Annotated in this window: 11 protein-coding genes and 1 pseudogene; 8 read left to right on the top strand and 4 right to left on the bottom strand. The window is 67.4% G+C overall.

Going from position 1 to position 14301, the window contains the following annotated elements:
• Positions 1-266, top strand: a pseudogene (locus O3W51_RS35045) (DEAD/DEAH box helicase); the annotation flags it as partial.
• A 220-nt stretch (positions 267-486) separates the two neighbouring features.
• Entirely contained in the window at positions 487-804 is a 318-nt protein-coding gene (locus tag O3W51_RS35040) for a hypothetical protein (protein WP_138354256.1), read from the top strand.
• Positions 805-1035: 231 nt separating this feature from the next.
• Here the strand turns inward: O3W51_RS35040 and O3W51_RS35035 are convergent, their stop codons facing one another.
• Together O3W51_RS35035 and O3W51_RS35030 are read right to left on the bottom strand one after the other, a co-directional pair.
• Positions 1036-2316, bottom strand: coding sequence for a PP2C family protein-serine/threonine phosphatase (locus tag O3W51_RS35035; RefSeq protein ID WP_269288317.1), 1281 nt, complete (start codon positions 2314-2316; stop codon positions 1036-1038).
• Between the two features lie 238 nt (positions 2317-2554).
• On the bottom strand, positions 2555-2965 hold the full coding sequence (locus O3W51_RS35030) for a hypothetical protein (RefSeq protein WP_269288316.1): 411 nt from the start codon (positions 2963-2965) through the stop codon (positions 2555-2557).
• A 266-nt stretch (positions 2966-3231) separates the two neighbouring features.
• Here O3W51_RS35030 and O3W51_RS35025 point away from each other — a divergent pair, with 266 nt between their 5' ends.
• Complete coding sequence (locus O3W51_RS35025; RefSeq protein WP_269288315.1) at positions 3232-3930, top strand: ANTAR domain-containing protein; 699 nt, start codon at positions 3232-3234, stop codon at positions 3928-3930.
• A 27-nt stretch (positions 3931-3957) separates the two neighbouring features.
• On the opposite strand, the gene O3W51_RS35020 is transcribed toward O3W51_RS35025, so the two are convergent.
• Complete coding sequence (locus O3W51_RS35020) at positions 3958-4353, bottom strand: hypothetical protein (RefSeq protein ID WP_138354259.1); 396 nt, start codon at positions 4351-4353, stop codon at positions 3958-3960.
• Between the two features lie 851 nt (positions 4354-5204).
• Here O3W51_RS35020 and O3W51_RS35015 point away from each other — a divergent pair.
• Entirely contained in the window at positions 5205-5528 is a 324-nt protein-coding gene (locus tag O3W51_RS35015) for a MerR family transcriptional regulator (protein WP_138354260.1), read from the top strand.
• A 309-nt stretch (positions 5529-5837) separates the two neighbouring features.
• Here the strand turns inward: O3W51_RS35015 and O3W51_RS35010 are convergent, their stop codons facing one another.
• Complete coding sequence (locus tag O3W51_RS35010) at positions 5838-7367, bottom strand: helix-turn-helix domain-containing protein (RefSeq protein WP_138354261.1); 1530 nt, start codon at positions 7365-7367, stop codon at positions 5838-5840.
• 440 nt (positions 7368-7807) lie between these two features.
• Between O3W51_RS35010 and acnA the strand changes: the two genes are divergently transcribed.
• From acnA to O3W51_RS34990, 4 genes are all read left to right on the top strand, one after another.
• Complete coding sequence (gene acnA / locus O3W51_RS35005; protein ID WP_138354262.1) at positions 7808-10519, top strand: aconitate hydratase AcnA; 2712 nt, start codon at positions 7808-7810, stop codon at positions 10517-10519.
• A 456-nt stretch (positions 10520-10975) separates the two neighbouring features.
• Entirely contained in the window at positions 10976-12394 is a 1419-nt protein-coding gene (gene ngcE / locus O3W51_RS35000; protein ID WP_164297968.1) for an N-acetylglucosamine/diacetylchitobiose ABC transporter substrate-binding protein, read from the top strand.
• Between the two features lie 43 nt (positions 12395-12437).
• A complete protein-coding gene (locus O3W51_RS34995; protein ID WP_138354264.1) occupies positions 12438-13367 on the top strand; it encodes a carbohydrate ABC transporter permease in 930 nt (309 codons plus the stop codon).
• A 10-nt stretch (positions 13368-13377) separates the two neighbouring features.
• Positions 13378-14292 (top strand): carbohydrate ABC transporter permease, encoded by a 915-nt coding sequence (locus tag O3W51_RS34990; protein WP_138354265.1) that lies wholly within the window; start codon positions 13378-13380, stop codon positions 14290-14292.
• Positions 14293-14301 lie beyond the last annotated feature (9 nt).

Below are 14301 nucleotides of genomic sequence, written 5' to 3'. Positions count from 1 at the left end.
ACCAGCGCCGCGACATGATCCGCTTGATGCGGGACGCCGGCATCGCCCCGCAGACCGCACAGGTCCGCCCCGACGAGGCCGAACTGACCCGCATCACCGGAGCCCAGGCCCCCAGCGGCATCCCGTGCGTCATCGCCGCACCGGTCGTGGAACGCGCCAAGCGCAGCGCCACCGCCACCCGCGGCCGACGCAGCCGCTTCGCCCAGGCCCGCCGCTCCGCCCCGGGCGAGCGCCCCGCGCCCCGCACGACCACCACCGCCGCGTAGCACCACACGCTCCTCAGGGGCCGTGCCACCCCCCGTGTCCGGGTGGCACGGCCCCTGGCGTTGGTCCTGACCGGCGGGATGTGCCGTTCGAACACGGAGCGGAAGCCCTCCAGCGGGTCACCGTGCTCATGGCTGAGCCAACCGGGTGCCCCGGCGATCCGGAGGGGCTCGGGGGAGTGACGGATGGTAGCCGGGGGACACAGATAGTCACTGATATCGCGTGGAAAAGGTAGAGATGATGATTGATTCCGGTACTGCGACGTTGGTGGAAGAGTTGCGTGAGCGGGCGGGCGCGTTCGTGAACTCGCACGTCGATCTGTGGGTCACCGTGGAGGACGACGGGACGCTGATCCTGGCCGGCCAGGACCCCACGGCCCTGTTCCAGGCAGCTGCGGACTGGCTGGAACAGGGGCCCGCGTGCACCGTTGTCGATACCCGCTGGGGCTGTGGGACCACCGAGCCCGCCTTTACGCTGTGCCTGTTCCTGCGCCCGCCGGGCGCTGAACTGACGCCGCAGCGGACGGCTGAAAGGGTCTAGGGTCTTTCCCGATCCCAGCGGAAGCCGGAACCAGACAGCGGCGGCGCGGACTCCCGCGCCGCCGTCCGGTTTGCCCGGTGCGACACCCCTGGTCACTGCCTGCGTCAGATGACGAGGAGGGCGGTCGGGCAACCATCACGAAGACCAACCGGCGGGGCCGGCCGGTCCCTGCTGTTGACCGGTCACCCGCGCACGGGCTGCGCGAATCCTGCCGCCGTGGGCGGGGCGTCTTCAGCGTGGTGCGGTTCGCTGGTGGGTCGTGGTGGAGATGTCGGCCTCGGTGTCGGTGGCGGGGGAGGCTTCGGTTACGTCGGCGCCGTGGTCGGCGCGGCGTCGGGTGTCGTGGGTTCCGTACCAGTCCAGGCACATCACGGTGGCGTCGTCCTGTAGTTGCCCGTCGTGGGCTTGAACGACGTGCTCGATCAGGACGCGGGCGGCTTCGCGCGGGTGCAGGTCCTGGGTGCTTTCGATGAGCGCCGACAGGTCGAGGTCCGCGGCCCTGCGTTCCAGCATCCCGTCGGTGAGCATGATGAGCCGGTCCCCGGCCCGCAGGTCCAGGTGCTGCACGGTGTAGGTGTGGGGAGCTGTGAAGCCGAAGGGCATGTCGATGTCCGGCACGAGCTGCTCGACCTTTCCTCCGCGCAGGCGCAGGGGCCAGGGGTGGCCGGCGTTGATGAACTCGGTTCGACCATCGTGCAGGCTGATGCGCAGGAGTTGGCCGGTGACGTAGCGACCCCCGCTGTGCTCGGCCAGGGCTTGGTCGGCCTGCCGGGCCTGTCCGGCGAGGTCGGCGCCTTGCCTCCGGGCGCGGCGCAGGGCGCCGACCAGGAGGGTGGCCAGCAGAGCAGCGTCCACGTCGTGGCCCATGGCATCGGTGACGGACAGCTGGACATGGTCACGGTCTATGACGTAGTCGAACGTGTCGCCGCCGACGAACTCGGCCGGCTCCAGGGCGCCGGCAACCGCGAACTGGGCCGCTTCACACGCCAAGGACGCAGGCAACAGCCGGTGCTGGATCTCGGCGGCCAAACTCAGCGGCGCGGTACGCCGACCCCACTGGTAGAGATCGGTGAAGGGCCGATTCGCGATGACGATGTAGCCAAAAGCGTGGGCGCTACGGCTGATCTTTCGCAAGGTGTTGGGGCCCGGGTGGTGGGGCAGGTAGAGCTCCAGCAGCCCGATGGCATCCCCGCGGTTGGTCACCGGCGCGATCACCCGCGTCCAAGCACCGTCCCCGATCCGCTCCACATGCGGTTGCTGGGTGCGGATCACCTGCTCGTACACCGTGCCGGACACGGCGATCGCGTCAGCGGGACGGTCCAGGTCGATATTGTCAGCGGCGCCCAGGCGCACGACGGCGGCACCCGTGAAGTCGGTGATCAGGAACGACACCGACCGGGCCCCGAACTGCCGCCGCAGCGCCGCGGCGATGACATCGACGGACTCTACGGGCGGCGCGGCCTCTGCCGCAGCCAGCGCCTCACCCAGTCCGTCGATTCCACTGTCCGGCATGGGAGCCCTCTTCCCGCTGTCGTGCCCGTCCCAGCACCTACCGGTTCCACGAACTCCGGGCAGGTACGAAGAGGCAAACTATCCCACTGCAGGAGCGGGTTCCGACCCGCCTGAGCGATACCGTCGCGCCCGGTGCCATGGATCGGTGCCGGTATGCACTGTGACCCGGACCCCACCATCCGCTGGTGGCGGCGCGCTCGTCGAGGGCATCGTGCCCGCCGTCCACGCGGCAACCGGGCTACCAGCGGTTTCCGTACGGTTCCGGGGCACCGCGCAGATGCGCCAGACCGCCGAGCAGCATCCCTCCGGCGGAAGCGGCATCCATGAGGCGGCGCTGCTCGTGGGAGCCCTTCTCGCCCTCGATGGTGTCGTCGGGCCAGGTCCCCGGTCCGACCACGGCGAGTGCGACCAGGCCCCGGTCGGCCGCTTCCTGCCAGAGCGGTGACACGGGGCGTTGCTGCGGGCACAGCAGACGGGAGCGACCAGTGTGCAGTTGTGTGAGTTTCCCGTCCTGGACCGTCACCGAACACCGGGTCACCGGCCACAACCCCGCGCTCCACGTGCGGGCGGTCATCCGCGCCAGTCCGGCAGCCCGCACGCGCACCGCCAGCTCGCCGTACGCCGCCTGATCGGGAGGCTGAACGGTCACCACCGACCACCAATCGCCCGCGCGCAACGCCATCACTGCCCGACCCCAGCCCGTCACCGTCGTCTCCACGCCCGTCCAACGACCCGGCCGGGCTGCGGAATCGGCCGATAGGCCGTGCGGGTGAGCGATCCAGCACACCGGCGCTCGTATCGCTGGTGCGGTGGCTCCGGTCGGGAATCGAGGTGGCCTCCAGAGCGAGCCTTGTGCGCGGGCGGGGGGAGTTGGGAGTCTGTGTGCACCGGGCTGGAACGGGAACTGCTGTGCGGATGGCGGTGGTCGTGGTGGAGCGGTGGTCGGCGGTACGCCGGGTGAGTCAGGCGGCGGCGGGTGATACGTCGGGGCTTCCGGGGCGTCTGTGCCACGCGTTGTGCGGGGTGCTGGAGGCGGACTGGGCGGTGATGTCCCTGCTCAGTGATACGCCCGGCCGCCAGCTGCTGGCGGTGAGCGGCATGCCGGCTTTACGGCTGGAGGAACTGGAGTTCTTGGTGGGGGAGGGCCCGTGCCACAGCGCCAGCCTCACCGGACACCCCATGATGATCGGAGACCTCCGCCACCAGGTCACCCCTTGGCCCTTCTTCGGGACCGCCGCGCGTGAGGTGCTGCCACGGGTCGGCGCGATCCACGCCTTCCCGCTGCGCTGGGCCGACGAGCGGTTCGGGGCGGCCGCGGTGCTCTACGCCCAACCCCGCGCCACCCCCTGGGCACAAACCCGGCAGGCCGCTGCCGCTGTGGATACCGCGGCCGCCGCCCTCCTGGACAGCTACCGGACAGAGTTTCTCCAAGGGGCGGACCTGCCGTGGGAACCGGCCCGCCTCCTGGAGACCCACTGGGGCGCTACCCACCGTGCCGCGGGAGCTCTGGCCCTGCGCCTGGGGATCCCCTTCGATGAAGCCCTCGCCCGCATGCGCGCCCTGGCGTTCACGACCGGACAGTCCCTGCGCGACATCACCACCTACCTGACCTGACCGCCCGTGCCTTACCTGGCGAGGCGGTCACCCGGTCTCGGGGAGGTGCGGGTGGTGCTCGCAGGATTGCGCCCGGTGCTGCTCCCACTCCATGGCGCGTTGGATCTGCAGGTCGTCCAGACCGGTCGCTTCGGACAGTGCCTGAGAGGTGAGCCCGTGGTGCTGTTGTGCCAGGGCGCGCCGGATCTGTCCGGCCCACAGCTCCTCGGGGACGAACGGCCGCTCGCGGTACTCCTGCTGCAGGGCCATGAGATGTTCGGGCGAGCAGGCGGCGATCAGGCGCCGGCCGTCGCGTGCCCGATCGCTCGCGTGGATGGCGGAGGAGTCCGGGACGACGTTCAGATGGCATCCGTCGGTGAGTGGCCGGGCGCACGCATCGCAGATGTCCGTCAGCGGGACGGAACGTGAGTGGTCGGGTCGCATGCTGTTCTCCTGCCCTTTCATGCCATGTCGCGCCCCCGGCGCTGTTGAGCGGGAGCCAGGATGCCTGTCGGCTGGTGCCACGAAAATCTATCGCGCGTGAAGTAGACATTCGCTTCTGGATCTGGGTAGAGTTCTGGTCGTAGCCAAGAAGGAAGCAGGGCACGGCAGACACGAACTGCCGCGCGGAGTGTGTGGCACGGTGATGGAATCCGGTGGCCGGTAAGTGCAGGTGGGCCGCAGGGTTGATTGCCGGGTCGGGCCGCCCCGGGAGGGGCCGCCGTGCAGTAACGCAGTACGGCAAGTGCAGTTCTGACACGCAGTACCCGCAGTTCAGCAGGACCGCATCATGCAGGACAGCAGTACCGGATGCAGTTGCAGTACCCAGCAGTGCGGTACATGAGTGGTACCTCGGTGAAGGCGTCGGCTGCGGGCGCGCGCACTGGGAGGTTCGGCAGTGGGGCTCTAAGCCAGGGCAGTTGTAGTACGGGCGACGGGGCTGGCTGTCGGAGAGTGGTGTAGTGAAGGCCACCAGCAGTTCGCAGGAACAGCAGTTCGTAGTGCTGGTTTGGTCAGTGTTTCGGTTCAGAGGGAACGGAGGGGTTGAGCGCCATCAGGATTGCCCGGGCGAAGTAGCAGGCCTGGGTGCCGCAGGACATCGATAGGTAGGTGGTCTCCGGTCACGCGTTCGCGATCCCCGTATTCCCGGCCGCGGCCGGTAGTGCGGACACAGTAGGCCGGCGCAGTACTAGGGCCGGTAGGTGGTGTTTTCCGTCCTTCGGGGCCCTGGTGCTACGGCGCCAGGGCCCCTCCACGCGTTCTCAGCCCCTTTGTCTGTTTCCCGGTGAGGTGAGATGACGGCAGACGATTCCTTCGCCCGACTCAATGACGACGACTATCCCGCCTACACCATCGGGCGCGCCGCCGAGATGATCGGTGCCTCTCAGGGTTTCCTGCGTGCGATCGGCGAAGCCCACCTGATCACCCCGCTGCGTTCCGCGGGCGGTCACCGCCGTTACTCCCGCTATCAGCTGCGGATCGCTGTCCGGGTGCGTGAGCTCGTCGACCAGGGCACCGCGATCGAGGACGCGTGCCGCATCGTCGCGCTGCAGGACCAGCTCGAAGAAGCCCTCGCACTCAACGAACAGCTCCGCACCCACACCCACTCCGCCGCCTGAGAACGGCCCCGCGTAGGGCAGGACTTTGACCGGATGCCCTAGCCGCGGGGGAAGCAGTCTTGACCACGCTGTGCACGTGAGCGCCGGTTGCAGCTGGCCGGCCGCAACATTCCGGGCCACGAACTGTGGGGCCTGGTCGAAGCGACCGGCAGCCACCTGGACCGGCGGATCAAGAAGAACTGGGCCTGGCCAGCAGCCCGTAGGAGCCCGGCCCACGCCCAAAGTCCCAGAGAAGTCCCACGGGTGCCGCCGCACCCCTTGCTGATCTGTGTTCGCGCAGCTCAGGAGGGGTGCGGCGGCACCCGCCGGTCAGATGTCGCGGAACGTCTCGATCTGCGCGCCGATCGTGTTGAGCCGCTCGGCCAGGTCCTCGTAGCCGCGGTTGATGACATAGACGTTGCGCAGTACGGAGGTGCCCTCGGCGGCCATCATCGCGAGCAGGATGACGACGGCGGGGCGCAGCGCGGGCGGGCACATCATCTCGGCGGCGCGCCAGCGGGTCGGGCCCTCGACGAGGACGCGGTGCGGGTCGAGCAGTTTGACGCCGGCACCCAGCCGGGTGAGCTCGGTGAGGTAGATCGCGCGGTTGTCGTACACCCAGTCGTGGATGAGCGTGGAGCCCTGGGCGGTCGCGGCGATGGCGGCGAAGAAGGGGACGTTGTCGATATTGAGGCCGGGGAACGGCATCGGGTGGATCTTGTCGATGGGCGCGCGGAGCTTGGACGGGCGCACGGTGAGGTCGATGAGGCGGGTCCGGCCGTTGTCGGCCTTGTACTCCTCGGTGCGCTCGTGGTCCAGCCCCATCTCCTCCAGGACGGCCAGTTCGATCTCCAGGAACTCGATCGGCACCCGGCGGATCGTCAGCTCCGACTCGGTGACCACGGCGGCGGCCAGCAGGCTCATCGCCTCGACCGGGTCCTCGGAGGGCGCGTAGTCCACATCGCGGTCGATGTCGGTGACGCCGTGCACGGTCAGGGTGGTGGTGCCGACGCCGTCGACCCGTACCCCGAGCTCCTCCAGGAAGAAGCAGAGGTCCTGGACCATGTAGTTCGAGCTGGCGTTGCGGATCACGGTGATGCCGTTGTTGCGGGCGGCGGCCAGCAGCGCGTTCTCGGTGACGGTGTCGCCGCGTTCGGTCAGCACGATGGGCCGGCTGGGGGAGATCGCCCGCTCGACGACCGCGTGATAGGTGCCGTCGGTGGCGGTCACGTCGAGGCCGAAGTGGCGCAGCGCGTTCATGTGCGGCTGCACCGTACGGGTGCCGAGGTCGCAGCCGCCGGCGTACGGGATCCGGAAACGGTCGGTGCGGTGCAGCAGCGGGCCGAGGAACATGATCACGCTGCGGGTGCGCCGGGCCGCCTCGGTGTCCATCGCGTCGAGGTCCAGCTCGGCCGGCGGTACGATCTCCAGATCGTTGCCGTCGTTGATCCAGCGGGTGCGGACGCCGATGCTGTTCAGCACCTCCAGGATCCGGTAGACCTCCTCGATCCTGGCGACCCGGCGGAGCGTGGTGCGCCCGGAGTTCAGCAGGGAGGCGCACAGCAGCGCGACGCACGCGTTCTTGCTGGTCTTCACGTCGATCGCGCCGGACAGCCGCCGGCCGCCGACGACCCGCAGGTGCATGGGCCCGGCGTAGCCGAGCGACACGATCTCGCTGTCCAGCGCCTCGCCGATTCTGGCGATCATCTCCAGGCTGATGTTCTGGTTGCCGCGCTCGATGCGGTTGACCGCGCTCTGGCTGGTGCCCAGCGCCTCGGCGAGCTGGGACTGGGTCCAGCCACGGTGCTGGCGGGCGTCACGGATGAGCTTGCCGATACGGGCGAGGTAGTCATCGATCATGTGGCAAACGGTATCTCACACATGAGATGGGGGCTGTGTGTCGAAAGGCAGGTGCGGCGTGTGGATCGTCGCGAACGGGGTAGACGTGGCGCGGTGGCCCTCGATCCAGCAACGTTACACAAGGTCAGTATCTCGGATATGAGATTAATGCGCCTGATCGTGTGAAGGATTGCTCCAGATGGAGGAGTAGGTTCCGGGTGATGGCGCCGGGCGCGGGACAGCGCCACAGGGGTGCCGGGGCATGACCCCGCACCGGTGATGTACTAGAGTTATCTCGACATCGAGATATCTGCCGAGGCGTACCACGCCGCAGTCACCGAGCCGCTAGGTAAGGCATACCTAACCTAGCGCTCACCTTAGCGGATCGGCATGGAGTCGTGTCGGTCGTGTCGGCAGGATTGCGGTGGTACGCGCGAATTACATGCATGAAGGAGACTGTCGTGTCGGCGAACAGCTTCGACGCCCGCAGCACGCTGCAGGTGGGCGACGAGTCGTACGAGATCTTCAAGCTGGACAAGGTCGAGGGCTCCGCCCGCCTTCCCTACAGCTTGAAGGTCCTGCTGGAGAACCTGCTCCGCACCGAGGACGGCGCGAACATCACCGCCGACCACATCCGGGCCATCGGCAACTGGGACTCGAGCGCCCAGCCCAGCCAGGAGATCCAGTTCACGCCGGCCCGCGTGATCATGCAGGACTTCACCGGCGTGCCCTGCGTGGTGGACCTCGCCACCATGCGTGAGGCCGTCAAGGAGCTCGGCGGCGACCCGTCCCGCATCAACCCGCTGGCCCCGGCCGAGCTGGTCATCGACCACTCCGTGATCGCCGACAAGTTCGGTACGCCGGAGGCGTTCGCGCAGAACGTGGAGCTGGAGTACGGCCGGAACCGGGAGCGCTACCAGTTCCTGCGCTGGGGCCAGACCGCGTTCGATGAGTTCAAGGTCGTCCCGCCGGGCACCGGCATCGTTCACCAGGTGAACATCGAGCACCTGGCCCGTACCGTCATGGTCCGCAACGGCCAGGCGTACCCCGACACCCTCGTCGGCACCGACTCGCACACCACCATGGTCAACGGTCTGGGTGTGCTGGGCTGGGGCGTCGGCGGCATCGAGGCCGAGGCCGCGATGCTCGGCCAGCCGGTGTCGATGCTCATCCCGCGCGTCGTCGGCTTCAAGCTGACCGGCGAGCTGCCGGCCGGCACCACCGCCACCGACCTGGTGCTGACGATCACCGAGATGCTGCGCAAGCACGGCGTCGTCGGCAAGTTCGTCGAGTTCTACGGTGAGGGCGTCGCCGCCACCTCGCTCGCCAACCGCGCCACCATCGGCAACATGTCGCCGGAGTTCGGCTCCACCGCCGCGATCTTCCCGATCGATGACGAGACCCTGAAGTACCTGCGGCTCACCGGCCGCGACGCTCAGCAGGTCGCGCTCGTCGAGGCCTACGCCAAGGCGCAGGGCCTGTGGCTGGACCCGGCCGCCGAGCCGGACTTCTCGGAGAAGCTGCAGCTCGACCTCTCCACGGTGGTCCCCTCCATCGCCGGCCCGAAGCGCCCGCAGGACCGCATCGTCCTCGCGAATGCCTCGCAGCAGTTCGCCCGGGACGTACGCAACTACGTCGAGGACGACGACGAGGCCGGCAAGGAGTCCTTCCCGGCCTCCGACTCCCCGGCCTCGACGAACGGCGTTCCGAGCCGTCCGACCCTGGTCACCCTCGCGGACGGTACGTCCTTCGAGATCGACCACGGCGCGGTCACCGTCGCCGCGATCACCTCCTGCACCAACACCTCGAACCCCTACGTCATGGTCGCCGCCGCGCTCGTGGCCAAGAAAGCGGTCGAGAAGGGCCTGACCCGCAAGCCGTGGGTCAAGACCACCCTCGCCCCGGGCTCGAAGGTCGTCACGGACTACTTCGACAAGGCCGGCCTCACCCCGTACCTCGACAAGATGGGCTTCAACCTCGTCGGGTACGGCTGCACCACCTGCATCGGGAACTCCGGTCCGCTGGACGAGGAGATCTCGAAGGCGATCAACGAGCACGACCTGGCCGTCACCTCGGTGCTCTCGGGCAACCGCAACTTCGAGGGCCGGATCAACCCCGACGTCAAGATGAACTACCTGGCGTCGCCGCCGCTGGTCGTCGCGTACGCCATCGCGGGCTCCATGAAGGTGGACATCACCAAGGACGCCATCGGCACCGACACCGAGGGCAAGCCGGTCTTCCTGCAGGACATCTGGCCGACCGAGGCCGAGGTCAACGACGTCGTGGCGAACGCCATCGGCGAGGACATGTTCAACAAGTCCTACCGGGACGTCTTCGCGGGTGACGCGCAGTGGCAGGCGCTGCCGATCCCGACCGGCAACACGTTCGAGTGGGACAGCGAGTCCACCTACGTCCGCAAGCCCCCGTACTTCGACGGCATGACGATGGAGACCACCCCGGTCACCGATGTCACCGGCGCCCGGGTGCTGGCCCGGCTGGGCGACTCGGTCACCACCGACCACATCTCCCCGGCCGGTGCGATCAAGGCCGACACCCCGGCCGGCAAGTACCTGACCGAGCACAAGGTCGAGCGCCGTGACTTCAACAGCTACGGCTCGCGCCGCGGCAACCACGAAGTCATGATCCGCGGCACCTTCGCCAACATCCGGCTGCGCAACCAGATCGCCCCGGGGACCGAGGGCGGCTTCACCCGCGACTTCACCGTCGAGGGCGGCCCGGTGTCGTTCATCTACGACGCCTCGCAGAACTACCAGGCCGCCGGCATCCCGCTGGTCATCCTGGCGGGCAAGGAGTACGGCTCGGGCTCGTCCCGCGACTGGGCCGCCAAGGGCACCGCGCTGCTCGGCGTCAAGGCCGTCATCGCCGAGTCCTACGAGCGCATCCACCGCTCGAACCTGATCGGCATGGGCGTCCTGCCGCTGCAGTACCCGGAGGGCGTCACGGCGGCCTCCCTGGGCCTCACCGGCGAGGAGACCTTCTCCTTCACCGGCGTGACCGCGCTGAACGACGGCGGGATCCCGGAGACGGTGAAGGTGACGGCCGGCGATGTCGAGTTCGACGCCAAGCTGCGCATCGACACCCCCGGCGAGGCGGACTACTACCGCAACGGCGGCATCCTGCAGTACGTGCTGCGCTCGCTGATCACCAAGTAAGCACGGCCCGACACGGGCCAGGGCGGCCGGCCACGGCCGTCCGGACGGACCGCATCCCTCACCCGGGGGTGCGGTCCGTCCGCATTTGTCCTTCAAGAACTGAACACATGAGGGTGATCAATGGTAGATAAGTGAAGGCAAATGCCTACTGTTCGAGGTGGTTCCAGAAACGGAGTCTGCTCCTCCGCGTTTCGGCCAGGTCTCAACTCGGGAAAGCTTCACGGCCAAACGGGCTGTCGATCTTGCCCTCTCAACGAGAAGTGGACTATACCTGTCGCGTCCAGGGAAGCCCGCGAGCGCGGGACGGGGCGGGGGGATCGACGGGCCGAAAACGCCCGCTCGTGGCAGGACCACCCCTCCTCGGTGGATGGCAGCATCACTGAAGCTTCATCTGTTCGCGGGCGCCGGCGGATTCCGCTGCACCGCATGAGTCCTGTAGAGGGCGAGGACTTGAGCATGGGATCCGAACTGAACCGCCGGGATCTGGTCAAGCGCGCGATGGCCGTTGGCCTGGTCGCCGTACCGTCGGCATCTTTCCTCACCGCGTGTGCCTCCGACAGCGGTGACAAGACCGACAAGCCCAAGGAAACGGGCACGGTGTCCGCCAAGAACCCGCTCGGTGTCAAGGAGGGCGCGCCTCTCGAGGCGTTCATCTTCAAGGGCGGCTTCGGCGACGACTACGTCAAGAACGCCGAGACGGCTTACAACACCACGTACAAGACGACGGTCAAGCACACGGGTACCCAGGCCCTGGGCCCGAAGCTGCAGCCGCGCTTCGCCGGCGGCAGCCCGCCGGACGTCATGGACAACTCGGGTGCCGACAACCTGGACACGGCGGCGCTCGCCAAGCAGGGCAAGCTCGTCGACCTCACCCCGCTGCTCGACGCCGCGTCCTTCGACGACCCGGCCAAGAAGGTCCGCGACACCCTGATCGCCGGCACCATCGAGCAGGGCCAGTACGGCGGCAAGGAGGTGTACGCGCTCAACTACGCGTTCACCGTCTATGGCACCTGGTACTCCAACAAGCTCTTCCAGGCGAAGGGCTGGACGTACCCGCAGACCTTCACGGAGCAGCTGGCGCTCTGCGAGAAGATCAAGGCCGCGGGCATCGCGCCGTACACGTACCCGGGTAAGTACCCGTACTACGTGCACTTCGACATCTTCGCCCAGATCGCCAAGGCCGGCGGCGTCGAGGGCATCAACGCCATCGACAACCTGGAGCCGAAGGCGTTCCAGACCGACGCGGTCAAGGGTGTCATCGCGTACTACGAGGAGCTGGCCGCCAAGGGCTACATCCTTCAGGGTTCCGAGGGCAAGACCCACATCCAGGCGCAGACCGACTGGACGAAGGGCAAGGCCGCCTTCATCCCGAACGGTTCCTGGGTGGAGAACGAGGCAGCGCCCACCATGCCGAAGGACTTCGACCTGGCGGTCGGCGCGATCCAGGGCGGCGCCAGCGACAAGCTCCCGTTCGGTGCCATCCGCGCCGCGGCCGGCGAGCCCTTCATCGTCGCCAAGGACGGCAAGAACCCGGCCGGCGGCATGGAACTGCTCCGCATCATGCTGAGCAAGGCCCAGGCCAAGGCGTTCACCGAGTCCCTGAAGTCCCTGACCGCCGTCGCGGGCGCCGAGGAGGGCCTGACCCTCACCCCGGGTCTCGCCTCCGCGAGCAAGGGCCTCAAGGCCGCCGCCGCCAACGTGGTGAACCCGCGTCTCGGCGACTGGTACAAGAAGCTGAACGAAGAGACCATCGGAAACCTCACGCTCGACCTGCTCTCCGGCAAGATCAAGGCCGCGGAGTGGATCACCAAGGCGCAGGCGGCCTCGGACGCGACCGCGAAGGACTCCTCCGTCCCGAAGTTCAAGCACGCCTGACGCTGCTTCACTTGTACTGACTGAGACGAGAGCGACCGGCGACATGCGACATGGCAAGTACCGGTTCATCATCGGCTTTCTGGCAATCCCCTTGGCGTTGTACGGGGTCCTCGTGATCTCGCCCTTCGTCCAGGACTTCCAGATCTCGATGACGGACTGGAGCGGAATCTCATCCGACAAGAAATTCATCGGGCTCGACAACTACCAGAAGCTCATTCACAACGACCTCTTCTGGAAGTCGTTGTCGCACAACATCATCATGCTGCTGGTGGTGCCGCTGGTGACTCTGTCGCTCGGTCTGTTCTTCGCCTTCATGCTCAACGTCGGAGGCCGCCGCAGAGGAAGTGCTGCGGGGGTCTCCGGCGTGCGGGGATCGTCCATCTACAAGGTGGTCTTCTTCTTCCCGCAGGTGCTGTCCGTCACGATCATCGCTGTGCTCTGGCAGCAGATCTACAACCCGGACAACAAGGAAGGCCTGCTCAACGCCCTGCTGGGGAACCTGGGCCTGGCCTCCCTCCAGCACGCGTGGCTGGGCGACAAGTCCACCGCACTGGCCTGCATCATGGTCGTCATGATCTGGGCGAACGTCGGCTTCTACGTCGTGCTGTTCTCCGCCGGGATGGCCTCCATCCCGACCGAGATCTACGAGGCGGCGCGGCTGGACGGCGCCGAGCGCGGCACGACGTTCTTCCGGATCACCCTGCCGCTGCTGCGGGACACGGTTGCCACCGGCTGGGTGTACATGGGCATCATGGCCATGGACGGATTCGCGTTCGTGCAGCTGATGTCGGTGAACAACGGCGGGCCCGACGAATCGACCGACGTGCTGCCCCTGCTGCTGTACAAGACGGCTTTCCGGGACAACAGCCAGTTCGGTTACGCGGCCTCGATGGGTGTCGCGATGCTGATCGTGACGCTGATCTTCGCCGTTCTCAGCATGCGGCTGTCGCGCCGCGACCGTATCGAGTTCTAGGGGTGGCGCGATGACGACGAACGCAGTTTCTGTGGAGAATCAGAAGTCGGCGGCCCCGACCGCCAAAAAGACCACCAAACGCAACTGGCGGCGCAGTGAGGGAGGCGTGCTCAACGTCTTCTCCCACGGCTTCCTCCTGGTGTGGGCGCTCATGGTCGGGGTGCCGATGCTCTGGGTGCTCTGGAGTTCGCTCAAGACCTCGGGCGACATCGTGGGCAGCCCCTGGTCGCTCCCGACGCACCTGCACTTCGACAACTGGACCCGGGCCTGGAACAAGGCCAACATCGGCCAGTACTTCATCAACACGGCGATCGTGGTCGGCTTCTCGACCACCGGCACGATGATCCTGGGCTCGATGGCCGCCTACGTCCTGGCGCGCTTCGAGTTCTTCGGGAACCGGTTCATCTACTACCTCTTCGTCGGGGGCATGGCCTTCCCCGTCGTGATGGTGCTGGTCCCGCTCTTCTTCGTCACGAAGAACCTGGGCCTGTTGAACACGTTCCCCGGACTGATCCTGGTCTACATCGCGTACTCGCTGCCCTTCACCGTGTTCTTCATGACGTCGTTCTTCCGGACGCTGCCGACCTCGATCGCGGAGGCGGCACTGGTCGACGGGTCCTCGCACACGAGGACCTTCTTCCAGATCATGCTGCCGATGTCGAAGCCGGGCCTCATCAGCATCGGTGTCTTCAACATCCTGGGCCAGTGGAATCAGTACCTGCTGCCGATCGTCCTCAACCAGGGCGACTCCAAGAACTACCTGCTGACGCAGGGGCTGGCGGACCTGGCGACGCAGCAGGGGTACGCGGGCGACTGGGCGGCGCTCTTCGCCGGCCTCGCCATCGCGATGCTTCCGGTGCTCGCCGTCTACATCGTCTTCCAGAAGCAGATCCAGGCCGGCCTCACCGCCGGTGCGATCAAGTAGTCGGGCACG

Source organism: Streptomyces sp. H39-C1, assembly GCF_027158125.1.
Classification (GTDB): domain Bacteria; phylum Actinomycetota; class Actinomycetes; order Streptomycetales; family Streptomycetaceae; genus Actinacidiphila; species Actinacidiphila fildesensis.
This window is presented reverse-complemented; position numbering and strand designations above follow the sequence as displayed.

Coding starts and splice junctions, on each gene's coding strand:
- O3W51_RS35020 (WP_138354259.1), bottom strand. CDS start 4,353: ATGCGACCCGACCACTCACGTTCCGTCCCGCTGACGGACATCTGCGAT.
- O3W51_RS35035 (WP_269288317.1), bottom strand. CDS start 2,316: ATGCCGGACAGTGGAATCGACGGACTGGGTGAGGCGCTGGCTGCGGCA.
- O3W51_RS35010 (WP_138354261.1), bottom strand. CDS start 7,367: ATGATCGATGACTACCTCGCCCGTATCGGCAAGCTCATCCGTGACGCC.
- O3W51_RS35025 (WP_269288315.1), top strand. CDS start 3,232: ATGGCGGTGGTCGTGGTGGAGCGGTGGTCGGCGGTACGCCGGGTGAGT.
- O3W51_RS35015 (WP_138354260.1), top strand. CDS start 5,205: ATGACGGCAGACGATTCCTTCGCCCGACTCAATGACGACGACTATCCC.
- O3W51_RS34990 (WP_138354265.1), top strand. CDS start 13,378: ATGACGACGAACGCAGTTTCTGTGGAGAATCAGAAGTCGGCGGCCCCG.
- ngcE (WP_164297968.1), top strand. CDS start 10,976: ATGGGATCCGAACTGAACCGCCGGGATCTGGTCAAGCGCGCGATGGCC.
- O3W51_RS34995 (WP_138354264.1), top strand. CDS start 12,438: ATGCGACATGGCAAGTACCGGTTCATCATCGGCTTTCTGGCAATCCCC.